Source organism: Mycobacterium sp. 1465703.0, from assembly GCF_001672975.1.
Taxonomy (GTDB): Bacteria; Actinomycetota; Actinomycetes; order Mycobacteriales; family Mycobacteriaceae; genus Mycobacterium.
Window position 1 is genome coordinate 1 of record NZ_LZKU01000002.1, and the last position, 23,207, is coordinate 23,207.

At 66.5% G+C, this 23,207-nt stretch carries 21 protein-coding genes; 15 read left to right on the plus strand and 6 right to left on the minus strand.

The features are described 5' to 3' along the window. Positions 1–144: 144 nt before the first annotated feature. Together A5625_RS00020 and A5625_RS00025 are read right to left on the minus strand one after the other, a co-directional pair. Positions 145–939 carry a DUF5666 domain-containing protein gene (locus A5625_RS00020; protein WP_066988347.1) on the minus strand — a complete coding sequence of 265 codons (795 nt, stop codon included), beginning with the start codon at positions 937–939 and terminating at the stop codon, positions 145–147. Positions 940–1,013: 74 nt separating this feature from the next. Next, positions 1,014–2,852: an acyl-CoA dehydrogenase gene (locus A5625_RS00025; protein ID WP_066988348.1), complete on the minus strand. Its 1,839-nt coding sequence runs from the start codon at positions 2,850–2,852 to the stop codon at positions 1,014–1,016. 197 nt (positions 2,853–3,049) lie between these two features. On the opposite strand from A5625_RS00025, the gene trxA reads away from it, so the two are divergent. From trxA to A5625_RS00045, 4 genes are all read left to right on the plus strand, one after another. After that, a complete protein-coding gene (gene trxA, locus A5625_RS00030; protein WP_066988349.1) occupies positions 3,050–3,403 on the plus strand; it encodes a thioredoxin in 354 nt (117 codons plus the stop codon). Between the two features lie 55 nt (positions 3,404–3,458). Next, entirely contained in the window at positions 3,459–4,268 is an 810-nt protein-coding gene (locus A5625_RS00035) for an enoyl-CoA hydratase (protein ID WP_066988350.1), read from the plus strand. A 26-nt stretch (positions 4,269–4,294) separates the two neighbouring features. Next, positions 4,295–5,932 carry an ABC-F family ATP-binding cassette domain-containing protein gene (locus A5625_RS00040; RefSeq protein WP_066988351.1) on the plus strand — a complete coding sequence of 546 codons (1,638 nt, stop codon included), beginning with the start codon at positions 4,295–4,297 and terminating at the stop codon, positions 5,930–5,932. 170 nt (positions 5,933–6,102) lie between these two features. Beyond that, the gene (locus tag A5625_RS00045) at positions 6,103–6,300 is read left to right on the plus strand and encodes a helix-turn-helix domain-containing protein (RefSeq protein ID WP_066988369.1); all 198 of its coding nucleotides are present in this window, start codon (positions 6,103–6,105) and stop codon (positions 6,298–6,300) included. A gap of 38 nt (positions 6,301–6,338) precedes the next feature. On the opposite strand, the gene A5625_RS00050 is transcribed toward A5625_RS00045, so the two are convergent. Together A5625_RS00050 and A5625_RS00055 are read right to left on the minus strand one after the other, a co-directional pair. Next, a complete protein-coding gene (locus A5625_RS00050) occupies positions 6,339–6,920 on the minus strand; it encodes a TetR/AcrR family transcriptional regulator (RefSeq protein WP_066988352.1) in 582 nt (193 codons plus the stop codon). A gap of 24 nt (positions 6,921–6,944) precedes the next feature. Beyond that, entirely contained in the window at positions 6,945–9,755 is a 2,811-nt protein-coding gene (locus tag A5625_RS00055) for an aconitate hydratase (protein ID WP_066988353.1), read from the minus strand. A gap of 192 nt (positions 9,756–9,947) precedes the next feature. On the opposite strand from A5625_RS00055, the gene A5625_RS00060 reads away from it, so the two are divergent. From A5625_RS00060 to A5625_RS00085, 6 genes are all read left to right on the plus strand, one after another. Next, the gene (locus A5625_RS00060) at positions 9,948–10,535 is read left to right on the plus strand and encodes a DUF6676 family protein (protein ID WP_066988354.1); all 588 of its coding nucleotides are present in this window, start codon (positions 9,948–9,950) and stop codon (positions 10,533–10,535) included. A 238-nt stretch (positions 10,536–10,773) separates the two neighbouring features. Beyond that, positions 10,774–12,216: an NlpC/P60 family peptidoglycan endopeptidase RipA gene (ripA, locus tag A5625_RS00065; RefSeq protein ID WP_066988355.1), complete on the plus strand. Its 1,443-nt coding sequence runs from the start codon at positions 10,774–10,776 to the stop codon at positions 12,214–12,216. A 25-nt stretch (positions 12,217–12,241) separates the two neighbouring features. After that, entirely contained in the window at positions 12,242–12,976 is a 735-nt protein-coding gene (gene ripB, locus A5625_RS00070; RefSeq protein WP_066988356.1) for an NlpC/P60 family peptidoglycan endopeptidase RipB, read from the plus strand. A gap of 169 nt (positions 12,977–13,145) precedes the next feature. Beyond that, positions 13,146–14,276, plus strand: a complete 1,131-nt coding sequence (locus A5625_RS00075; RefSeq protein WP_066988357.1) for a MoxR family ATPase — start codon at positions 13,146–13,148, stop codon at positions 14,274–14,276. Next, entirely contained in the window at positions 14,273–15,226 is a 954-nt protein-coding gene (locus A5625_RS00080) for a DUF58 domain-containing protein (RefSeq protein WP_066988358.1), read from the plus strand. Before A5625_RS00075 ends, A5625_RS00080 begins: the two co-directional genes overlap by 4 nt. Beyond that, positions 15,223–16,230 carry a VWA domain-containing protein gene (locus A5625_RS00085; RefSeq protein ID WP_066988359.1) on the plus strand — a complete coding sequence of 336 codons (1,008 nt, stop codon included), beginning with the start codon at positions 15,223–15,225 and terminating at the stop codon, positions 16,228–16,230. Before A5625_RS00080 ends, A5625_RS00085 begins: the two co-directional genes overlap by 4 nt. Positions 16,231–16,257: 27 nt before the next feature. On the opposite strand, the gene A5625_RS00090 is transcribed toward A5625_RS00085, so the two are convergent. Further along, complete coding sequence (locus tag A5625_RS00090; protein ID WP_066988360.1) at positions 16,258–17,808, minus strand: hypothetical protein; 1,551 nt, start codon at positions 17,806–17,808, stop codon at positions 16,258–16,260. Positions 17,809–17,922: 114 nt separating this feature from the next. Between A5625_RS00090 and fabG1 the strand changes: the two genes are divergently transcribed. The 3 genes from fabG1 to A5625_RS00105 are packed head-to-tail and all read left to right on the plus strand — an operon-like array spanning position 17,923 to position 20,573. Beyond that, positions 17,923–18,690, plus strand: coding sequence for a 3-oxoacyl-ACP reductase FabG1 (fabG1, locus tag A5625_RS00095; protein WP_066988361.1), 768 nt, complete (start codon positions 17,923–17,925; stop codon positions 18,688–18,690). A gap of 29 nt (positions 18,691–18,719) precedes the next feature. Then, positions 18,720–19,529, plus strand: coding sequence for an NADH-dependent enoyl-ACP reductase InhA (gene inhA / locus A5625_RS00100; protein WP_066988362.1), 810 nt, complete (start codon positions 18,720–18,722; stop codon positions 19,527–19,529). A gap of 6 nt (positions 19,530–19,535) precedes the next feature. Further along, positions 19,536–20,573: a ferrochelatase gene (locus A5625_RS00105; RefSeq protein WP_066988363.1), complete on the plus strand. Its 1,038-nt coding sequence runs from the start codon at positions 19,536–19,538 to the stop codon at positions 20,571–20,573. Positions 20,574–20,595: 22 nt separating this feature from the next. Here A5625_RS00105 and A5625_RS00110 read toward each other — a convergent pair whose 3' ends face one another. Continuing rightward, positions 20,596–21,540 (minus strand): hypothetical protein, encoded by a 945-nt coding sequence (locus tag A5625_RS00110; RefSeq protein ID WP_066988370.1) that lies wholly within the window; start codon positions 21,538–21,540, stop codon positions 20,596–20,598. A 57-nt stretch (positions 21,541–21,597) separates the two neighbouring features. Between A5625_RS00110 and A5625_RS00115 the strand changes: the two genes are divergently transcribed. Both A5625_RS00115 and A5625_RS00120 read left to right on the plus strand, forming a co-directional pair. Continuing rightward, positions 21,598–22,035: an NfeD family protein gene (locus tag A5625_RS00115; RefSeq protein WP_066988364.1), complete on the plus strand. Its 438-nt coding sequence runs from the start codon at positions 21,598–21,600 to the stop codon at positions 22,033–22,035. 36 nt (positions 22,036–22,071) lie between these two features. After that, entirely contained in the window at positions 22,072–23,205 is a 1,134-nt protein-coding gene (locus tag A5625_RS00120; protein WP_066988365.1) for an SPFH domain-containing protein, read from the plus strand. Positions 23,206–23,207: the final 2 nt, after the last annotated feature.

Genomic DNA, 23,207 nt, shown 5'->3' on the forward strand with positions numbered 1-23,207 from the left:
CCGCCGGGTCTTCAGCGATAAGGCAGGCACAGACCCTCTCCGATCAAGCGTTTCGCCGTCCTCGTCGTTTACCCTCGACAGGCGCGGTTTCCATCCCGCGCCCGCCGGGAGTGACGGCTATCTCTCAGTCAACCCGCTCCGCGGTTATCCACCGTGGCCGGGCTGCTTGGGCTTGCCGCATTTGCCGTCGACGGCCTGTCGCAGGTTGATGCTGGTGGCTTGCAGGGCGCCGCCGTTGTCTTGGGTTCCGCGCGCGTACAGGCACTTGCCCGGCGTGATCGCGTCGGTGTTCGCGGGCGACTGCTTGCTGTATGTGGTCTTGTCATCGACCGTCACGGTCGTTTGGTTGGTGTTGCCGCTGGGATCGGTGTTGGTCACGTTGATGGTGTTACCGGATACCGACGCGACCGAGCCCCGCACCCAGGCCGGCTTGGTGGGCGCCGGCGACGGCGGTAGCGACGGCGGCGTGGTGGTGGAACCACCCGGTGCGTTCTGTGGTGGTTTCGGGCAGGTGCCGTTGACCGACTCGCTGATCTTCACCGACGCGGCGGTGACCGGCTGGCCGGGCGCCGGCGGCGGTCCCTCGGCCGGCTTCACGCTGACGCAGCTGCCGGGGGTGACGTCCGGCAACCCGGCCGGTACGGCCTCGGTGATCTTGGTGGTCGAGGTGAAGTTCACCGAGGCGGTGCCGTTGTCCTCCTTGGTGACCTGAATCGAGTTGCCCGCTACCGAAGCGATCAGACCGCCGACCCGCGCCTCGGCGTTGGGGGCTGACGAGGTGGTCGTCGACGTCACGACCGACGTCGAGGTTGATGTCGAAGTTGAGGTTTGGCTGGCATTATTCGATGAGCCGCAGGCGGACAGGGACAGAGCGGTTGCTCCCGCGACGGCGAATACCGCGAAGCGAGTGAACCGGGGCACTTGACAGCTGGCAGACATCAACGTTTCTCCGTTCGTCGGTTAGAGCCAACGTTATGGTTTACCCGATTAAACTGTGTCCAAGCTGTGCGCGCTTAGAACGACTGTTCCGCCAACTTCATGATGTCGTCGTCGATGGTCTCGATGACTCCGCGCAGCGCAGTCAATTTCGGCAGCATGTTCTTGGCGAAGAATTCCGCGGTCGCGATCTTGCCTCGATAAAACATTGCGTCGGCGTCTGCGCCGTTCGGGCTGCCGTCGGCCAGCGCGCGTTGTGCGATGTCTGCCTGCACCAGCAACCGCCACCCGATCAGCAGATCGCCGACTGCGAGCAGATACCGCACCGATGCCAGGCCCACCTTGTAGATCTCGCCGGGGTGTTGCGCCGCGGACATCAGGTAGCCGGTGAGCGCACCCGTCATCGCCATCACCTCGTCGTACGCGGTCTGCACCAACTGGGCGACCGGCTTGAGCGCCTCGTCGCAGCCGTCGATGCTCGCGGTGATCTGGGTCGTCAAGAACTGCAGGGCCTCGCCTCGGTCGCGCACGATCTTGCGGAAGAAGAAGTCGAGCGCCTGGATGGCGGTGGTGCCCTCGTAGAGTGAATCGATTTTGGAATCGCGGATGTACTGCTCGAGCGGGTAGTCGGCCAGGAAACCCGAACCGCCCAGCGTCTGCAGCGATTCGGTCAGTACCTCGTACGCCCGTTCTGAGCTCACGCCTTTGACGATCGGCAGCAGCAGATCGTCGATCCGGTGCGCCATCTCGGGATCGGCACCTGAAACATGTTGGGCGACTGCGTCATCCTGATGTGCGGCGGCATACATGTAGAGCGCGCGCAGGCCCTCGGCGTACGCCTTCTGGGTCATCAGGCTACGACGTACGTCGGGATGGTGAATGATGGTGACCCGCGGCGCGGTCTTGTCGGACATCTGCGTCATGTCCGCGCCCTGCACCCGCTCCTTGGCGAACGCCAGCGCGTTCAGGTAACCGGTGGACAGCGTGCCGGCGGCTTTGACGCCGATCGTCATGCGGGCCTGCTCGATCACGGTGAACATCTGCGCAATGCCCCGGTGCACGTCGCCGACCAAGTACCCGACCGCGGGCACATCCGTTGCGCCGAAAGTCAATTCGCACGTGGGGGAGGATTTGATGCCCATCTTGTGTTCGACGCCGGTGACGTAGACCCCATTGCGCGGACCGAGCTCGAAAGTATCGGGGTCGAACAGGTAATTGGGAACGTAGAACAGGCTCAGGCCCTTGGTTCCCGGGCCGGCGCCCTCGGGGCGGGCCAGCACCAAGTGAAAGATGTTCTCGGCGGTGTCACCGACGTCCCCGCCGGAGATGAAACGCTTAACGCCCTCGATGTGCCACGTGCCGTCGGGTTGTTCGATGGCTTTGGCGCGCCCGGCGCCGACGTCGGAGCCCGCGTCGGGTTCGGTGAGCACCATGGTGGCCGCCCAACCGCGCTCTACGCCTTCGGCGGCCCATCGCCGCTGCTCTTCATTCCCCTCGATGTACAACGCCTGAGACATGAACGGGCCCAGGTTGAAGAAATTCGCCGACGGGTTGGCGCAGATCAGCATTTCGTTGACCGCCCAAGCGAGTGGCGGCGGTGCGGGCATGCCGCCGATCTCCTCGGCCATGCCCAGCCGCCACCAGCCGGCCTCCTTGAGCGCAGCCACCGTCTTGGTCAGTTCGTCGGGCACGGTGATTTTGTGCTCGGCGGGATCGAATACCGGCGGATTGCGGTCGGCGAAGGCGAAGGATTCGGCCACCGGACCTTCGGCCAGGCGAGCGGCTTCGGCCAAGATCGTCCGGACCGTTTCCTCGTCGAGGTCGCTGTAGCCGCCGGTGCCCAGCACGGCCCCGACATCGAGGACTTCGAAGAGGTTGAACTCGATGTCACGCACGTTAGCGATGTAGTGGCCCAACGCGATTCCTCACTGATCCTCGAGGCGGTGGATCGTCAGGCTCAGTCTGTCGGACGCGGGAAAACGTACGCAACCGTAACCAGTGAGGGGCGTGAAGCGGGCGTGACAGCGATGAGTCGCACGTTGTGCGGTCAGCAGGATTCCGAACTCCGTCCGCACCGGGGAACATCCCGTCGACGCCGGACGTTGCAGCAAACGTGACAACACTTGATCTCACCGCTGAGAAGTTCAACGAAACCATCGAGGGCAACGACATCGTGCTCGTCGACTTCTGGGCGTCCTGGTGCGGCCCATGCCGCCAGTTCGGTCCCACGTTTCAGGCGTCAGCCGAGAAACACCCCGACATCGTGCACGCCAAAGTCGATACCGAGGCCGAGCAGCAGCTGGCCGCGGCCGCCCAGATCCGGTCTATCCCCACGCTGATGGCCTTCAAGAAGGGCAAACTGCTGTTCAACCAGCCCGGGGCGCTGCCGCCGGCGGCCTTGGAGGACCTGGTCCAGCAAGTGCGCGCATTCGACATCGACGCCGCCGAGGCCGGCCAGGGCGAATAAGCCCCACACCGCGCTGCGCGCAGAACCGCAGTTCGCTTCGCGCTAGGTTGCATGGGTGAGTTTGGTACTGGTAGATCACCCACGACCCGGCGTCGCGCTGATAACCCTGAATCGGCCCGAGCGGATGAACTCGATGGCGTTCGACGTCATGCTTCCGCTCAAGGAGGCCCTGGACAAGGTCACCTACGACAATTCGGTGCGGGTGGTCGTGCTGACCGGGGCCGGGCGGGGCTTTTCCTCGGGTGCCGACCACAAATCCGCGGGCTCGGTGCCGCACGTCGAGGAGCTGACCCGTCCGACCTATGCGCTGCGCTCCATGGAGGTCTTGGACGACGTCATCCTCGCACTGCGCCGGTTGCACCAACCGGTGATCGCCGCGGTCAACGGTCCGGCCATCGGCGGCGGGTTGTGCCTGGCCCTGGCCGCAGACATCCGGGTGGCCTCGACAAGCGCCTACTTTCGGGCCGCCGGCATCAACAACGGGTTGACGGCCAGCGAACTCGGGCTGTCCTACCTGCTGCCGCGGGCCATCGGATCCTCGCGTGCGTTCGAGATCATGCTGACCGGTCGCGACGTCACCGCGGAAGAGGCCGAGCGCATCGGGCTGGTGTCGTGTCAAGTGCCCGAAGAGCAGCTGCTGGACACCTGCTACGCCATCGCCGCGCGGATAGCGGCTTTTTCGCGGCCGGGTACCGAGTTGACCAAGCGCACGCTGTGGAGTGGACTGGACGCCGGTAGCCTGGAAGGGCACATGCAAGCCGAAGGCTTGGGACAGCTTTTCGTCCGCCTGCTCACCGCCAACTTCGAAGAAGCGGTTGCCGCGCGCGCAGAACGACGACCACCGGTGTTCACCGACGACAAATAGGCGTCTTTTCAACAAGGAGAGCGATCGTGATCACGGCCACGGACCTCGAGGTCCGCGCTGGTGCGCGCATTTTGCTCTCACCGGACGGTCCAGACCTGCGCGTGCAGCCCGGCGACCGCATCGGGCTGGTGGGCCGCAACGGCGCCGGTAAGACCACCACGCTGCGGATCCTGGCGGGGGAGACCGAACCCTATGCCGGATCGATCAACCGGGCCGGCGAAATCGGTTATCTGCCACAGGATCCCAAAGAGGGCGACCTCGACGTGCTGGCCCGCGACCGCGTCCTGTCGGCCCGTGGGCTCGACGTGTTGCTCACCGATCTGGAAAAGCAACAGGCGTTGATGGCCGAGGTCGCCGACGACGACGCGCGCGATCGCGCGATCCGTCGGTACGGGCAGCTGGAGGAGCGTTTCGTGGCGCTGGGCGGCTACGGCGCGGAAAGCGAAGCCAGCCGCATCTGCGCCAGTCTCGGCTTGCCGGAACGGGTCCTGACGCAGCAGCTGCGTACCCTCTCCGGCGGTCAGCGCCGCCGGGTGGAACTGGCCCGCATCCTGTTCGCCGCGTCGGAGGGTGGCGCCGGAATGTCGGGTTCGTCGACCACGCTGCTGCTCGACGAGCCGACCAACCACCTGGACGCCGACTCGATCGGCTGGCTGCGCGATTTCCTGCGGGCGCACATCGGCGGCCTGGTGATCATCAGCCACAACGTCGATCTGCTCGCCGACGTCGTCAACCGGGTCTGGTTCCTGGACGCCGTTCGCGGCGAGGTCGACGTCTACAACATGGGCTGGCAGAAGTACCTTGACGCACGGGCAACCGACGAGCAACGCCGCCGCCGCGAACGCGCCAACGCCGAACGAAAGGCCACCGCGCTGCGCTCACAGGCCGCGAAGCTGGGCGCGAAAGCCACCAAAGCTGTTGCCGCGCAAAACATGTTGCGGCGTGCCGACCGGATGATGGCCGCGCTCGACGACGAGCGGGTGGCCGACAAAGTGGCCCGCATCAAGTTCCCCACCCCGGCCGCATGCGGGCGCACGCCGCTGGTGGCCAGCGGACTGAGCAAGTCCTACGGGTCGCTGGAGGTGTTCACCGGTGTCGACCTGGCGATCGACCGCGGCTCGCGGGTGGTGGTGCTGGGACTCAACGGCGCCGGCAAGACCACCCTGCTGAGAATTCTGGCCGGCACCGAGGCTCCCGACACCGGAGGACTCGAGCCCGGACACGGGTTGCGGATCGGCTACTTCGCCCAGGAGCACGACACGCTCGACAACGATGCGACGGTCTGGGAGAACATCCGCCACGCCGCACCGGATTCGGGCGAGCAGGATCTGCGTGGGTTGTTGGGCGCGTTCATGTTCAGCGGTGCTCAGCTCGACCAACCTGCGGGCACTCTGTCCGGCGGCGAGAAAACCCGGCTTGCGCTGGCGGGGTTGGTGGCATCGACCGCCAACGTCTTGTTGCTCGACGAGCCGACCAACAATCTCGATCCGGCGTCGCGCGAACAGGTGCTCGACGCGCTGCGCAGCTATCGGGGAGCGGTGGTTTTGGTGACGCACGACCCCGGTGCGGCCGAGGCCCTCGATCCCCAACGGGTGGTGCTGTTGCCCGACGGCACCGAGGACTTTTGGTCCGACGAATACCGGGATCTCATCGAGCTCGCCTGAGTTGATGGTGGCGACCCGCTTCACCCGGCTGCGCCGCGCTCGCGATCGCCACGACTTCGCGTCATGTGGACGCAGGCGATTTCGCGAAATTGCCGCGCGTTCGACAGCGGCTTCTTACTCTGAGGGCTTGCGATCGTGTCCCGGGCGTCGGAGGAGCCATGAAGAGAACACTGCAAAGGTCGGCGAAGACACGCGACCAGTTGCTGCACGAGCTGCGCCACGCCTACGAAGGCGGGGCCAGCATCCGCAGTCTGGTTGCCGAGACCGGCAGGTCATATGGGTCGATTCATAGCTTGCTGCGCGAGTCGGGCACCACGATGCGCGGTCGCGGCGGCCCCAACCGGACCGCGAAGGCCGCGCGGGCGTAGCGTCACTGCGAAATCATGTCCCCTTGTTCGCAGTGACGCTACGTCCGCTTCTCAGAATCGTTGCGGCGCACCGAGTTTTCCACCAGGTCGAGGACCGCGGATAACCGCTTGGGATCCTCGCCGGATGCCGATCGGGCCACCAGGCCGTCGAGCACCAACTCCAGATAGCACTGCAGCACATCACCGGGCACGTCGTCGCGCACCCGGTGTGCCTCCTTCTGCCGGCGCAGTCGATCGGTGGTTGCCGCTGCCAGTTCGGCGGAACGCTCCGCCCACCCTCGGCTGAACGCGGGATCGTTGCGCAGCTTACGGGCGATCTCCAATCTGGTGGCCAGCCAGTCGAACTGCTCGGGCGCCGCCAGCATGTCGCGCATCACCTGGATGAGCCCGGCGCGGGAAGCCACATCCGCCATTCGCTCGGCATCCTCGTCGGCGAGGGCGAAAAACAGCGCGTCCTTGTCTCGGAAGTGGTGAAAGATCGCGCCGCGCGACATCCCGATCGCCTTCTCCAACCGGCGCACCGTGGCTTTCTCGTAACCGTATTCGGCAAAGCAGCGGCGGGCGCCGTCGAGGATCTGGCGGCGGCGAGCCGCCAGATGGTCCTCGCTGACCTTTGGCATGGGGGTGACCGGATTGGGTCGGGATTAGCCCGACTTGAGCATGTTGCGCAGCACGTACTGCAGGATGCCGCCGTTGCGGTAGTAGTCGGCCTCACCGGGAGTGTCGATACGCACCACCGCGTCGAATTCGACGGCGTCCTTGCCTTCTTTGCTCGCCTTGACATGCACCGTCTTCGGCGTCTTGCCGTTGTTGAGCTCTTCGATTCCGGTGATGTCGAACACCTCGGTGCCGTCCAGGCCCAGATCGCTGGCCGACTTGCCGTCGGGGAACTGCAACGGGATCACGCCCATACCGATCAGGTTGGAACGGTGAATCCGCTCGAACGACTCGGCGATCACAGCGCGAACACCCAGCAGCCGGGTGCCCTTGGCGGCCCAGTCGCGTGACGAGCCCGACCCGTACTCCTTACCGCCCAGCACCACCAGCGGAATGTCTTGTGCCGCATAGTTTTGCGCCGCATCGTAGATGAACGCCTGCGGGCCGCCGTCCTGGGTGAAGTCGCGGGTGTAGCCGCCGGACACGTCGTCGAGCAACAGGTTGCGCAGCCGGATGTTGGCGAATGTGCCGCGAATCATCACCTCGTGGTTGCCGCGCCGCGAGCCAAAGGAGTTGTAATCCTTGCGCTCCACCCCGTGCTCGTCGAGGTACTGCGCCGCCGGGGTGCCCGGCTTGATGCTGCTGGCGGGGGAGATGTGGTCGGTGGTCACCGAATCGCCCAGCAGGGCCAGCACCCGGGCGCCGCTGATGTCGCCCACCGGCTCGGGCTCGGCCGGCATGCCCTCGAAGTACGGAGGCTTGCGCACGTAGGTCGACTCCGCGTTCCACTCAAAGGTGTTGCCGCTCGGCGTGGGCAGGTTGCGCCAGCGCTCGTCACCCTTGAACACGTCGGCGTAGTTCTTGGTGAACATCTCGGAGTTGATCGCCGAGGCGATGGTGTCGGAGACGTCCTTCTGCGACGGCCAGATGTCTTTCAGGAAGACGTCATTGCCGTCTTTGTCCTGTCCGAGTGGCTGCGACTCGAAGTCGAAGTCCATGGTGCCGGCCAGCGCGTAGGCCACCACCAGCGGTGGCGACGCCAGGTAGTTCATCTTGACGTCGGGGTTGATGCGGCCCTCGAAGTTGCGGTTGCCCGACAGCACGGCGGTCACCGAAAGGTCGCTGTCGTTAATGGCTTTCGAGATTTCCTCGGGCAGCGGGCCGGAGTTGCCGATGCAGGTGGTGCAGCCGTAGCCGACCAGATAGAAGCCGAGCTTCTCCAGATAGGGCCACAGGCCGGCCTTGTCGTAGTAGTCGTTGACCACCTGGGAGCCGGGCGCCATCGTGGTCTTCACCCACGGCTTGGACGCCAGGCCCTTCTCGACGGCGTTGCGGGCCAACAGCGCAGCGCCCAGCATCACCTCCGGGTTGGAGGTGTTGGTGCACGACGTGATCGCGGCGATCACCACCGCGCCGTGGTCGAGCACGAACTCGCCGCGGTCGTCGGAGCGCACCGTCACCGGGTTGCTGGGCCGGCCCTTGGAATGTGCTGCCGCCGAATGCACTTCGGGAAGATCGTCGGCGTGGCCGTTCGACACCGCGCCTGGGTCGCTGGCCGGGAACGTCTCCTCGACCGACTCGTCCAGTTTCGAGTAACCCTGGTCCCCGTCACCGTCCACGTAGCTGAGAATGTGCTCGCGGAAGGTGGCTTTCGCGGCCGACAGGGCGATCCGGTCCTGCGGACGCTTCGGTCCGGCGATCGACGGCTCTACCGTGGACAGGTCGAGTTCGAGGTACTCGGAGAACGCCGGTTCGTGCTTGGGGTCGTGCCACATGCCTTGTTCTTTGGCATAGGCCTCGACGAGCGCTAGTTGCTCGTCGGTGCGGCCGGTGAACTTCAGGTAGGAAATGGTCTCCTCATCGACCGGGAAAATAGCTGCGGTGGAACCGAATTCGGGGCTCATGTTACCCAGCGTGGCGCGGTTGGCCAACGGCACTTCCGAAACGCCCTCGCCGTAGAACTCGACGAACTTGCCGACCACGCCGTGCTTGCGCAGCATCTCGGTGACGGTCAGCACCACGTCGGTGGCCGTGACTCCGGCCTGGATCTCGCCGGTCAGCTTGAAGCCGACCACGCGCGGGATCAGCATCGACACCGGCTGGCCCAGCATTGCGGCCTCGGCTTCGATACCGCCGACGCCCCAGCCCAATACGCCCAGGCCGTTGACCATCGTGGTGTGCGAGTCGGTCCCCACGCAGGTGTCGGGGTAGGCGACACCATCGCGCTCCATCACCACACTGGCCAGGTACTCGATGTTGACCTGGTGCACGATGCCGGTGCCCGGGGGCACCACCTTGAAGTCCTGGAAAGCTCCTTGCCCCCAACGCAAGAACTGGTAGCGCTCGCCGTTGCGCTGGTACTCGATCTCGACGTTGCGCTCGAAGGCATCGGCGGTGCCGAACAGGTCGGCGATCACCGAGTGGTCGATCACCAGGTCGGCGGGCGCGAGCGGGTTGACCTTCTCCGGATTGCCGCCGAGGTCGCCGATGGCCTCGCGCATGGTGGCCAGGTCCACGATGCACGGCACACCGGTGAAGTCCTGCATCACCACTCGGGCGGGCGTGTACTGAATCTCAATGCTGGGTTCCGCCTTGGGATCCCAGTTCGCGATGGCCTCGATGTGGTCTTTGGTGATGTTGCTGCCGTCTTCGTTGCGCAACAGGTTCTCGGCAAGCACTTTGAGGCTGTAGGGGAGTTTCTCGGTATTGGGGACGGCGTCGAGGCGGTAGATCTGGTAACTCTGGTCGCCGACCTTGAGAGTGTTGCGGGCTCCGAATGAATTCACAGAATCAGTCACTTCAACTCCCAGAGTCTTTAGTTCTCCCACCGCGACGGGCCGTGTCGGCGGTGCGGTGCCAACTTTAACAGTACGCTTGTCCTGCATTACGCCGGCACTCTTGATTTCAGTCTTATCGTCGCGGCCGCCGGTTTAAACCCCCGACGGTGAAGTCGCGTACGGTGCCTCTAGCACTACCGCAGGAGGCGCCAGATGACCGGGCACGAGCCGTTCGTTGCACCGCTACCGCAGGACACCGCGTTCTCGCACTCGGTGCTGCCGCTCTACATTCCGGTGGACGTCGACATGGCCATGGTGAAGGCTCAGGTCGCCGCCACCGGTGTCAGCGCACCGCCGGCCGCGATGCCGGGACTGCTCGACGTGGTCAACCAGGCGCACGCCCACGGCATCAACCTCAAGATCGTGCTGCTGGACCACAACCCCCCGAACGACACTCCGTTGCGCGACATCTCGACCGTCGTCGGTGCGGACTATCACGACGCCACGGTCCTGACGCTCAGCACGAGCTACGTCGGCAGCTACAGCACGCAGTTCCCCCGCGTCACGCTGGAGGCCGGCGAGGACAACGCCAAGACGGGCAACCCGGTGGTCTCGGCGCAACATTTCCTGCACGAACTGGACACGCCCGAGTTTCCCTGGACCGGCCTGACGATTTTCCTGTTGATCGCCGTCTTCGCGGCGGCTGTCGGCACCCGACTGTTGCAGTTGCGTAGCAAGCGCGCAGCAACGTCGGATCGGACCGCCGCCACCAGCGCGGCCGACGCCGATACCGCCGTCTAACCACTGGATTCGCTTCTTCGGGCTCTGCTGCCGAACCTTCACGACGCGCTGCGGCAAATGCGTCAGGTCACCGTTCGGTCACATTAAACGCACGTAGAGAGTGCGATTTTGGTGGAGCGTTTGCACGCCCATCCCTGTGACGTACGGTGCAAATGATGCTGGTGTTGTCTTTGGCGCCTTTCGGGGAATCTGTGGCTGGCGCCTCCCGTCGTGTGAAGCCGTAGGAGACCTGAGTCGAATGAGACGGACACGCTGGGGGTCTTCTGCGCGACCGGCCTTACGGCTGGTGCGGCCCATCGTTCCAACCGTTTTGAGCCTGGCCCTTCTGATCGGAACGCCCGGCCTGGCGGAGGCCGATCCCGCCGCTGACAATCTGGCCGCACTCATCGCCGACGTCGCCAAGGCCAACCAGCGGCTGCAGAACCTGAGCGCCGAAATCCAGACCGAGCAAGAAAGCGTCAATAAGGCCCTGGTCGACGTGGAGACCGCACGAGACAACGCCGCCACCGCTCAACACGATCTGGAAGTCAGCCAGCAGGCGGTCAAAGACGCCAACATCGCCATCGCCGGGGCGCAGCACCGCTTCGACACCTTCGCCGCTGCCGCCTACATGAACGGTCCGTCGAACAGCTACCTGACCGCCAGCAGCCCCGATGACATCATCGCCACCGAAGCAGCCGCCAAGAGTCTGACCACCGGCTCGCAGACCGTGATGGCCAAGCTGCAGCAGGCCCGCACCGAGCAGGTGAACAAGGAATCCGCGGCGCGGCTGGCCAAGCAGAACGCCGACAGGGCCGCCGCCGACGCCAAGTCCAGCCAGGACGCCGCGGTGGCGGCGCTGACCAACTCCAGGCAGAAATTCGACCGGCAACGCGAGGACGTCATTCGCCTTGCCGCCGAACGGGATCAGGCTCAGGTCAAGCTCGAGGCGGCCAAGCGTGAGGCCGCGCGGCAGTGGTCCGCGGGTGCGGGCGGGGCCGGGGTGTCGGGTGACCGGTGGGAGACCGGATCGCCGGGCGCGGCGCCGCCGTCGGCCGGAGGCCGCCGGTGGGACGGCGCCTGGGACCCCACGCTGCCGATGATCCCGAGTGCCAACGTTCCCGGTGACCCGATCGCGGTGATCAACCAGGTGCTGGGTATCTCGGCCACCTCCACGCAGGTGACCGCCGGTCTGGGTCGCAACTTCCTGCAGCAGATGGGCATCCTCAAGCCCGACGACACCGGCATCACCAACGCGGCACCGGGCGGGGTCGGGGCACGTATTCCCCGGGTCTATGGCCGGCAGGCCACCGAATACGTGATCCGGCGCGGCATGTCGCAGCTCGGGGTGCCCTACTCGTGGGGCGGCGGCAACGCGGCCGGGCCGAGTAAGGGCATCGACTCCGGGGCCGGCATCACCGGCTTCGACTGTTCGGGTCTGGTCTTGTACTCGTTCGCCGGCGTGGGCATCAAGCTGCCGCACTACTCGGGCTCGCAGTACAACCTGGGCCGCAAGATCCCGTCCGCCCAGATGCGCCGCGGCGACGTCATCTTCTACGGCCCGGGCGGCAGCCAGCACGTGACGATCTACCTCGGTGACGGCCAGATGCTCGAGGCCCCCGACATCGGGCTGAAGGTCCGCGTCGCCCCGGTACGCACCAGCGGCATGACGCCTTACGTGGTCCGCTACATCGAATGGTGATCGAGTGAGCACTGAACGGACAGCCATGCGCCGCAACCGGTTTCGCCTCATCAACTTCGCCTGGATCACCGCCGTGGTGACCGGGCTGATGTTTTCTGTGGCCAGCCCGGCTCCCGTGGCCGGAGCCGACCCCGGCCAGTGGGATCCCACCCTGCCGGCCCAGATCAGTGCCGGTGCCCCGGGAGATCCACTCGCCGTCGCCAACGCCTCGCTGCAGGCCACCGCCCAGGCCACCCAGACCACCTTCGACTTGGGCAAGCAATTCCTCGGTGGGCTCGGCATCAACATCGGTGGCGATCCGGCTCCCGCCGCCGCCACGCCCACCAACCCGGGCGGAAAGATTCCGCGGGTCTACGGGCGGCAGGCCATTGAGTACGTGATCAAGCGGATGGGGTCGCAGATGGGCGTGCCGTACTCGTGGGGCGGTGGTTCGCTGGACGGACCCAGCAAGGGCGTCGGCGACGGCGCGAACATCACCGGCTTCGACTGTTCGGGTCTGATGCGCTACGGCTTCGCCGGGGTCGGTGTGCTGATCCCGCGGTTCTCCGGTGACCAGTACAACGCCGGGCGCCACATCCCGCCGGATCAGGCCAGGCGCGGCGACCTGATCTTCTACGGTCCGGGCGGCAGCCAGCACGTCACCATGTACCTGGGCAACGGCCAGATGCTGGAGGCATCGGGCAGCGCCGCCAAGGTTACGGTCAGCCCGGTTCGTAAGCCCGGCATGACGCCGTTCCTGACCAGGATCATCGAGTACTGACCCCAGGTGCGTCCGGGCGGGCGGGGCGGCACGGCGGTGCACCAGCGTCGACGGAATTCGGCGGGCCTGGAATAGTTGGACGCGGGCGCGTCGCTGCCCCACGACATTGGTCGTGCAGCAGTCGTGTCCGATTGAGCTTTGTCGGATGAGCGGTGGAAGGTAGCAGTTCATGACAGCAGCAGGTGGGCCGCCGCCAGGCGCCAGTGGTTACTCGGGCCCGGGCGGGCAATCCGGCCCGGCTCACGAAGCCCCGGCAGGTGGCGGCAATGGACTGGCCGCCGAGGTCCAGACGCTGGAACGGGCCATCTTCGAGGTCAAACGCATCATCGTCGGCCAGGACCAGCTGGTGGAGCGCATGCTGGTCGGCCTGTTGTCCAAGGGACATGTGCTGCTCGAGGGTGTGCCCGGCGTGGCCAAGACGCTGGCCGTCGAGACGTTCGCCAAGGTGGTCGGCGGGACGTTCGCGCGTATCCAGTTCACCCCCGACCTGGTGCCCACCGACATCATCGGTACCCGCATCTACCGGCAGGGCAAGGAAGAGTTCGACACCGAGCTGGGCCCGGTGGTGGTCAACTTCCTGCTCGCCGACGAGATCAACCGCGCGCCGGCCAAGGTGCAGTCGGCGCTGCTGGAGGTCATGCAGGAACGCCACGTGTCGATCGGCGGAAAGACCTTTTCGCTGCCAAACCCGTTCTTGGTGATGGCGACGCAGAACCCGATCGAGCACGAGGGCGTCTACCCGCTGCCCGAAGCGCAGCGTGACCGCTTCCTGTTCAAGATCAACGTGGGCTACCCGTCGCCGGAGGAGGAGCGGGAGATCATCTACCGGATGGGTGTGCGCCCGCCGGAGCCCAAGCAGATCCTGAACACCGGCGACCTGCTGCGGCTGCAGGAGATCGCGGCCAACGTCTTCGTCCACCACGCACTGGTGGACTACGTGGTGCGCGTGGTGACCGCCACCCGCCACCCCGAACAGCTCGGCATGAACGACGTCAAGACGTGGATCTCCTTCGGCGCGTCGCCGCGCGCCTCACTGGGCATCATCGCCGGCGCCCGGTCACTGGCGCTGGTCCGCGGCCGTGACTACGTGATTCCGCAGGATGTCGTCGACGTCATTCCCGACGTGCTGCGGCACCGGCTGGTGCTCACCTACGACGCGCTGGCCGATGAGATCTCACCGGAGATCGTCATCAACCGGGTGCTGCAGACGGTGGCTCTGCCTCAGGTGAATGCCGTTCCGCAGCAAGGTCATTCGGTGCCCCCGGTGATGCAACCCGCCGGCGCGGCCAGCGGTCGGTGACCGAACCCAAGCGGCCGGCGGTCGTTCATCCGCCATCTATGCAGCGGGGTCAGATCGACGACCCCAAGCTGTCGGCGGCGCTGCGCACCCTCGAGCTCACCGTCAAACGCAAGCTCGACGGTGTGCTGCACGGCGACCACCTCGGCCTGATCCCCGGGCCGGGCTCGGAGCCGGGAGAGTCGCGGGAGTATCAGCCCGGTGACGACGTCCGCCGGATGGACTGGGCCGTAACCGCGCGCACCACGCACCCGCACGTGCGCCAGATGATCGCCGACCGCGAGCTGGAAACCTGGCTGGTGGTCGACATGTCGGCCAGCCTGGACTTCGGCACCGTCGGGTGCGAGAAGCGGGACCTGGCGGTGGCGGCCGCGGCCGCGATCACGTTCCTCAACAGCGGGGGCGGCAACCGGCTCGGCGCGATCGTCTCCACCGGCGCGAACCTCACCCGGGTGCCCGCCCGCTCTGGCCGCCAGCATGAGCAGACGCTGCTGCGCACCATCGCCACCACCCCGCGGGCGCCGGTCGGGGTGCGCGGCGATCTGGCGACGGCCATCGACGCCCTGCGCCGTCCGGAACGGCGCCGCGGCATGGCGGTGATCATCAGCGACTTCCTCGGGCCGATCAACTGGATGCGTCCGCTGCGGGCGGTCGCGGCCCGCCACGAGGTGCTGGCCGTCGAGGTGCTCGACCCCCGCGACGTCGAGCTGCCCGACGTCGGCGACGTGGTGCTGCAGGACGCCGAGTCCGGCGTCACCCGCGAGTTCACCATCGACGCGCAGCTGCGCGACGATTTCGCCAAGGCCGCCGCGGCACACCGCGCCGATGTGGCGCGCACCATCCGCAGCTGCGGAGCCCCGATACTGACGCTGCGCACCGACCGGGACTGGATCGCCGACATCGTGCGGTTCGTCGAATCCCGTCGGCGCGGGGCATTGGCAGGGCGGCAGTGACATTGCCGTTTTTCGGCCCGATGTCGTTGTCGGGCTTCGAACATTCGTGGTTCTTTTTGTTCCTGCTCGTCGTCGTCGGGCTGGCCGTCCTCTACATCTTGATGCAGTTGGCGCGACAGCGGCGCATGCTGCGCTTTGCCAACATGGAACTACTGGAAAGCGTTGCGCCCAAACGGCCGTCGAGGTGGCGGCATCTGCCGGCGATCCTGCTGGTCGCCTCGCTGGTGTTGTTCACCATCGCGATGGCCGGCCCGACGAACGACGTCCGGATTCCCCGCAACCGTGCGGTGGTGATGCTGGTGATCGACGTGTCGCAATCGATGCGCGCCACCGATGTCGCACCCAACCGGATGGCGGCCGCGCAAGAGGCGGCAAAGCAGTTCGCCGATGAGCTGACACCCGGGATCAACCTCGGATTGATCGCCTATGCGGGCACCGCGACGGTGTTGGTGTCGCCGACGACCAATCGGGATTCGACCAAGAGCGCGCTGGACAAACTGCAGTTCGCCGACCGCACCGCCACCGGCGAGGGCATTTTCACCGCGCTGCAGGCCATCGCGACGGTCGGCGCGGTGATCGGTGGCGGCGACAAACCGCCGCCGGCGCGCATCGTGTTGTTCTCCGATGGCAAGGAGACGATGCCGACCAACCCGGACAACCCGAAGGGCGCCTTCACCGCGGCGCGCACCGCCAAAGATCAGGGCGTGCCGATTTCGACCATTTCGTTCGGCACCCCATACGGCTTCGTGGAGATCAACGACCAGCGCCAGCCGGTGCCCGTCGACGACGAAACGCTGAAGAAGGTGGCCCAGCTCTCAGGCGGGAATGCTTATAACGCAGCGTCATTGGAAGAACTGAAGTCCGTGTACGCGACACTGCAGCAGCAGATCGGCTACGAGACGATCAAGGGCGACGCCAGCGTCGGTTGGGTGCGGCTGGGTGCGCTGGTACTGGCGCTGGCGGCGCTGACGGCGTTGCTGATCAACCGGCGCCTGCCGACCTAGTCAGTTCGGCATCGCTGCCGGGCACTGTCAGCCGGCGGCGATGACCGCCGACGGCGGATAGGACGCGGGAATCGGATTGAGGTTCGGCACCACGGGCGTGCCCGGCGGCACCGGGTCGACGCGGCTGAGCGTGAAACGCGCCCCGCCGGCCATCTCTTGCGGCGTGCAGATGAACTGCGGGGTGGCTTGGAGCCGCCAGCGTTCCTGTGCCAGGCAGGCGCGCTGGCCCTGCCGGGTGGCGGCGTCGAGTAACGCGAGTGCGTCGGCCCAGGATTCGTCGGTGCGGGTCTCCAGCACAATCGGCTTGCCGTGGGCGTGCGCGGCCAGGTAGTCGAGTGCGACGGGCACGCCCGTCAGCTCGTCGCGGTCTCTGCGCATGGCGTCCGTGGTGAGCGCCAGCACCACTCCGACGACCAGGCTCGCCGCCGCGAGGCCGGGCGCCAGGCGGCGGGCCACCAGCTCATGCCGCGACATCGCCAGCACCATCAGCGCCGACGAGCCCGAGATGAGCAAAGCCAGGGGCAACGCGTAGGAGAAGACGCCGATGTAGGACTGCCAAAGATGGTCCACGCCATACCAGCAGTAGAAGGCGAACAGCGCGGTGGCCAAGGCGGTGACCCGCAGCAGACGGCGGGAGAAATCATGCACCGCCTCGTCGAGATCGGCGGATGCCAGCTTGCGGACCAGCGCCAGGTCCGCGGCGAACAACACCACCAGGAACACCGCGCCGAGGACGGGGCCCGGACCCCAGAACTGTGCGAGGAATCGTGCGGCCGCAACCGGTGGGTTGGGCGCGCGGTGACCGTAGGAAAGGTACTGCGGAATTTCGCCCGGCCAGTGCAGGATCACGTTGAGCACCATCGGGAGCAGGAACAGCGCCAAAACCGCTGCGGCGAGTAGCATTTCGCGGCGATGCGTGAGCAACTGGCGCCGCTGGGGCACCAGCGCGGCCAGCGCAAGCAGCGGCACCAGGGCGAGGAATTCCGCGTGCCCGTGCACCAGCAGACCACCGGCGAGCGCCATGACCCACAGGTGGCGCAGCCGTCCGGCCGCCACCGACGCCACCGCGAACAGGTAGAGCAAGAAGGGGGCGAAGCAGGCGTGCGGCATCCAGGTCGAGCACACCAGCTGAGGGTGTTCGGCGAGGAAGATCAGGGTGACGGCGGCCGCCGCGAGGACTGCCGCCACTGAGCGCACCCAGGTGTACACAATGGTCAGCGTGAATGCGATCAGCGTCGCGTTGAGCGCCATGATCGCGATCGCCTGCGCGTTGTAAGCCGCCGGAACGACATGAGTCAGGTCGTGCAGCAGCCATTCGCCGGCGGCCTGCACGTAGAAGAAAGCCGGACCGGGGTGGTGGAAGCCGACCCGGGAGTAGTGCCCGGTCAGCAGGGCGAAGTGCTTGGCTTCCAGGGTGAGGATCGAGTTGGCCGCGGGATCTCCGGCCTCGTAGACGGGATGTGCGAACAACCCGCGGTTGCGCACCAGCAGCAGCACGAGCAATCCGCCCCAGCAGACCGCGAAGAGTGCCGCGGCGCGGGCGTTGAGCTTGAAGTGACGGGTCGGGGCGGCGGCCATGAGCTTCAAATCCTAGGCATGGGTTCGCGCGGTCGCGCTGTGCGGGGTGGGACGGTGTTGGGCTCGCCCCGAGCCGATTGCAGCTCTGGCTGGCCGAGACGATAAGTTGGCCGGGTGACTGACACAGCCACTGAGAAGGCCGCCGGCCCCGCCGCCACCGGCGGCAAACCCCCATTCGTATCCCGTTCGGTCCTGGTGACAGGCGGAAACCGGGGGATCGGTCTGGCGATCGCCCAGCGACTGGCCGCCGACGGCCACAAGGTGGCCGTCACGCACCGCGGATCCGGGGCACCCGAGGGGCTGTTCGCCGTCGAGTGTGACGTCACCGACAACGACGCCGTCGACCGCGCCTTCAAAGAGGTTGAGGAGCACCAGGGTCCCGTCGAGGTGCTGGTGTCCAACGCCGGCATATCCAAGGACGCGTTCCTCATCCGGATGACCGAGGAGCGGTTCGAGGAGGTGATCAACGCCAACCTCACCGGGGCGTTCCGGGTGGCGCAGCGCGCGTCTCGCAGCATGCAGAAGAAGCGGTTCGGCCGGATGATCTTCGTCGGCTCGGTCTCCGGCAGCTGGGGCATCGGTAACCAGTCCAACTACGCGGCCTCCAAGGCCGGGCTCATCGGCATGGCCCGTTCGATCTCCCGGGAGCTGTCCAAGGCCGGCGTGACCGCGAACGTGGTGGCCCCCGGCTACATCGACACCGAGATGACCCGCGCGCTGGACGAGCGGATTCAGGCCGGGGCGCTGGAGTTCATCCCGGCCAAGCGGGTCGGCACCGCCGCGGAGGTCGCCGGGGTGGTCAGCTTCCTGGCGTCCGAGGACGCGAGTTACATCGCCGGCGCGGTCATCCCGGTCGACGGCGGCATGGGCATGGGTCACTGATTTCGACTACGAAGACACTAAGGACGGACATGGCAGGACTGCTCGACGGCAAACGGATTCTGATCTCCGGGATCATCACCGACTCGTCGATTGCGTTTCACATCGCCAAGGCGGCCCAGGAAGCGGGAGCGCAGTTGGTGCTCACCGGATTCGACCGGTTGCGCCTGATTCAGCGCATCGCCGACCGGCTGCCGGAGAAGGCGCCGCTGATCGAACTCGACGTGCAAAACGAGGAGCACCTGAACTCGCTCGCCGAGCGGGTGACGGCCGAGATCGGCGAGGGCAACAAGCTCGACGGTGTGGTGCACTCGATCGGTTTCATGCCGCAAACCGGCATGGGCATCAACCCGTTCTTCGACGCGCCGTATGAGGATGTCTCCAAAGGCATTCACATCTCGGCCTATTCGTACGCCTCGCTGGCCAAGGCGACGCTGCCGATCATGAACCCCGGCGGCTCCATCGTGGGCATGGACTTCGACCCCAGCCGCGCGATGCCTGCTTACAACTGGATGACGGTGGCCAAGAGCGCGCTGGAATCGGTCAACCGATTCGTGGCACGCGAGGCGGGCAAGTTCGGTGTGCGCTCCAATCTTGTTGCCGCAGGGCCGATCCGGACGCTGGCCATGAGCGCGATCGTCGGTGGTGCGCTCGGCGAAGAGGCCGGCGCGCAGATGCAACTGCTCGAAGAGGGCTGGGACCAACGCGCCCCGATCGGCTGGAACATGAAGGACCCGACGCCGGTCGCCAAGACGGTGTGCGCGTTGCTCTCCGACTGGCTGCCGGCGACGACGGGGACCATCATCTACGCCGACGGTGGCGCAAGCACCCAGTTGCTCTAGAGCCTAATGGAATTCGACGCCGTCCTGCTGTTGTCCTTCGGTGGGCCGGAAGGCCCCGAGCAGGTTCGGCCGTTCTTGGAGAACGTCACCCGAGGCCGCAATGTGCCGCCGGAACGTCTCGACGATGTCGCAGAGCACTATCTGCATTTCGGCGGGGTGTCGCCGATCAATAACATCAACCGCGCACTGGTCACGCGACTGGAAGCCGAGTTGCAGGACCGCGGCCTGGATCTGCCGGTGTATTTCGGCAACCGCAACTGGGACCCGTTCGTCGAAGACACCGTCGCGACGATGCAAGACAACGGAATTCGACGGGCCGCGGTGTTCGTCACATCGGCATGGAGCGGCTATTCCAGCTGCACCCAATACGTCGAGGACATCGCCCGGGCGCGCGCGGCGGCCGGACCCGGTGCACCCGAATTGGTCAAGTTGCGACCGTATTTCGACCACCCGCGGTTCGTGCAGATCTTCGCCGAAACCATCGACGCGGCGTCGGGTGCCCTGACCGTCGAGCAACGGGCAGACGCGCGCCTGGTGTTCACCGCGCATTCCATCCCGGTAGCCGCCGACGACCGCCTGGGCCCGCGGCTGTACAGCCGCCAAGTGGCTTATGCCGCAAGCCTTGTGGCGGCCGCGGCCGGGTACCACGAGTACGACCTGGTGTGGCAGTCGCGGTCGGGGCCACCGCAGGTTCCGTGGCTGGAGCCCGATGTCGCCGACCACCTGGCCGCGCTGGCGAAGGCCGGCACCAAGGCCGTGATCGTCTGTCCCATCGGATTTGTGGCCGACCATATCGAGGTGGTGTGGGACCTCGACAACGAGTTGTCGTCGCAGGCCGAGGCGGCCGGTGTGGCGATGGTGCGTGCTGCCACGCCCAACGCCGATCCGCGTTTCGCGCAGCTGGCGGCGGATCTGATCGACGAACTGCGCTACGACCGGACACCCGACCGGGTGGCCGGTCCCGACCCGGTACCCGGTTGCCTGGCCAGCGTCAACGGTGAGCCGTGCCATCCGCCGCACTGCGCGGCCGGCCGCCAGAAGTAGTGGCCGGCCGCCGCCACCGGAACTAGTCGCCCCAGGCCGAATGCAGGATCGCCGTCACGGCCGCCATCCGCGCCGAACGCACCACAGCGGAAAGCGGTCGCAGCGCGTCGCTGGCGATGCGCGCCTCGGAGGAGGATTGCGTTCCGAGCGGTTCCAGGCCGGCGGCCACCGGCGCGGTGAAGCGGTCCGGAGAATCGGATCGACTCAGCCCCGCGCTCACCGCGATGATGGCGTCGACGTGGGCGGCGTTCTCCAGCACCCGCAGCGCGCGCGTCGGCGCATGGTCGGGAATGCGGTGCTGCCGTGCGGATTCCAGTAGTTGCTCGACCAGTCCGCGCGGGTCGTCGACATCGGTCGCGGCCGCGCCCAGCCCAATCGCGCCCAGCGCGTCAGCAGCCGAGCGCACTGCCGATCGCAACGTGTACTCGGCATCACCGAGCTCGCAATGTTCCAGCACCGGGGCGGCGGGCAGCGAGTACACCGTCCACGTCAGCCCGCACAATTCGGCCAGCCGCGTCTCGTAGTCGTCGGGAGTGTCCTCGTCATCCTGGTAGAAGAATTCGGGCACCAGGCCGACGGCGGCGGCGGGATTGCGGGGATTGGCGATGATGACCGCCTCGCCGGCGGCCAGGGCGTCGCGCTCGAACTGCGTCCCGGGCGCCAGCCCACGCACATCGCCGGGCACCGGCAAAACCACATTGATCGTCCCGCGCATCAGGCCGGCACCGTCGGGCGTCGTCATCGGCCTGCCCACCGCGGCACGCAGAGTCTGCAGCAACGTGACCGTCCCGGCGTCGTGCACATCGGGCCAGGGCAGCCCGGTATGGCCGGCCGCGACGGCATCATACGCGGTCACCGATTGCTTTGGCGCCCAAATGGATAACGCGTCCAGGACGTCGTCGGGCGCGGCCTTTCCGGCGAGCCAGGCATTGGCCCACACGGACAGCGAAACACTGGGACACCACACGATCACGCAGTGTAGTTGTTTTGCCCGGCAAAGGCCGATCACGCGTATTCTTGCCGCATGCACGCCGCGGTGCTTTGGCTAATATTCGCGCTGGTGCTGGCCGGTGCGGAGGCACTCACCGGCCATTTGTTTTTGGTGATGCTCGGCGGCGGCGCATTGGCCGCAGCGCTAACCAGTTGGCTCACAGATTTTCCGCTGTGGCTGAACGGGGCGGTGTTCCTGGTCGTCTCGGTGCTGCTGTTGGTGTTGGTTCGCCCGCCGCTGCGGCGACGCCTGACACCGGCCCAGGTGCCGCGCTTGGGAATCGAGGCGCTGCAGGGCAAAACCGCGCTGGTCTTGCAGCGAGTCGCGCGTGACGAGGGCCAGGTGAAACTCGACGGCCAAGTCTGGACCGCGCGCCCGCTCAACGACGGCGATGTCTACCAACCCGGCGAGCCGGTCACCGTCATGCAAATCGACGGTGCCACCGCCGTGGTCTTCAAGAGCGGTCTGTAGCGACTGCGAGAAAGGCTGCGAAAGAAAGGAACTCCCATGCAAGGTGCGGTTGCTGGTTTGGTGCTACTGGTCGTCTTGGTGATCTTCGCGATCGTCGTGGTGGCCAAGTCGGTGGCACTGATACCCCAGGCAGAAGCCGCGGTGATCGAACGGCTGGGCCGATACAGCCGCACGGTCAGCGGGCAGCTCACGTTGTTGGTGCCGTTCATCGATCGGGTGCGGGCCCGGGTGGATCTGCGCGAGCGGGTGGTGTCCTTCCCGCCGCAGCCCGTGATCACCGAGGACAACCTGACGCTCAACATCGATACCGTCGTCTACTTCCAGGTCACCGTTCCCCAAGCGGCCGTCTACGAGATCAGCAACTACATCGTCGGCGTCGAGCAGCTCACCACCACCACGCTGCGCAACGTCGTCGGCGGCATGACCCTCGAGCAGACGCTGACGTCGCGCGACCAGATCAACGGGCAGCTGCGTGGCGTGCTCGACGAGGCGACCGGCCGCTGGGGCCTGCGGGTCGCCCGGGTCGAATTGCGCAGCATCGACCCGCCGCCGTCGATCCAGGCCTCGATGGAAAAGCAGATGAAGGCCGACCGCGAGAAGCGGGCGATGATCCTGACCGCCGAAGGTATGCGTGAGGCGGCGATCAAGGAGGCCGAAGGTCAGAAGCAGGCGCAGATCCTGGCCGCCGAGGGAGCCAAGCAGGCGGCGATCCTGGCCGCCGAGGCCGACCGGCAGTCGCGGATGCTGCGGGCGCAGGGTGAACGCGCCGCGGCGTACCTGCAGGCGCAGGGCCAGGCCAAGGCGATCGAGAAGACGTTCGCCGCGATCAAGGCCGGCCGGCCCACCCCGGAAATGCTGGCCTACCAGTATTTACAGACGTTGCCGGAGATGGCGCGCGGCGACGCCAACAAGGTGTGGGTGGTGCCCAGCGACTTCAACGCGGCGTTGCAGGGGTTCACCAAACTGCTGGGCACCCCGGGGGAAGACGGAGTGTTCCGCTTCCAGCCGTCGCCGGTTGAGGACGCACCCAAGCACAGCGCCGACGACGACGCCGAGGTCGCCGATTGGTTCTGCACCGAAACCGACCCCGCGATCGCCCAGGCGGTGGCCAAGGCGGAGGCGATAGCCCGCCAGTCGGCGGACGGCCCGGCCGGGGAGCTGACTCCATAGGA

Coding starts and splice junctions, on each gene's coding strand:
- A5625_RS00115 (WP_066988364.1), top strand. CDS start 21,598: ATGCACGCCGCGGTGCTTTGGCTAATATTCGCGCTGGTGCTGGCCGGT.
- ripA (WP_066988355.1), top strand. CDS start 10,774: ATGAGACGGACACGCTGGGGGTCTTCTGCGCGACCGGCCTTACGGCTG.
- A5625_RS00120 (WP_066988365.1), top strand. CDS start 22,072: ATGCAAGGTGCGGTTGCTGGTTTGGTGCTACTGGTCGTCTTGGTGATC.
- inhA (WP_066988362.1), top strand. CDS start 18,720: ATGGCAGGACTGCTCGACGGCAAACGGATTCTGATCTCCGGGATCATC.
- A5625_RS00075 (WP_066988357.1), top strand. CDS start 13,146: ATGACAGCAGCAGGTGGGCCGCCGCCAGGCGCCAGTGGTTACTCGGGC.
- A5625_RS00090 (WP_066988360.1), bottom strand. CDS start 17,808: ATGGCCGCCGCCCCGACCCGTCACTTCAAGCTCAACGCCCGCGCCGCG.
- A5625_RS00105 (WP_066988363.1), top strand. CDS start 19,536: ATGGAATTCGACGCCGTCCTGCTGTTGTCCTTCGGTGGGCCGGAAGGC.
- A5625_RS00020 (WP_066988347.1), bottom strand. CDS start 939: ATGTCTGCCAGCTGTCAAGTGCCCCGGTTCACTCGCTTCGCGGTATTC.
- ripB (WP_066988356.1), top strand. CDS start 12,242: ATGCGCCGCAACCGGTTTCGCCTCATCAACTTCGCCTGGATCACCGCC.
- A5625_RS00060 (WP_066988354.1), top strand. CDS start 9,948: ATGACCGGGCACGAGCCGTTCGTTGCACCGCTACCGCAGGACACCGCG.
- A5625_RS00050 (WP_066988352.1), bottom strand. CDS start 6,920: ATGCCAAAGGTCAGCGAGGACCATCTGGCGGCTCGCCGCCGCCAGATC.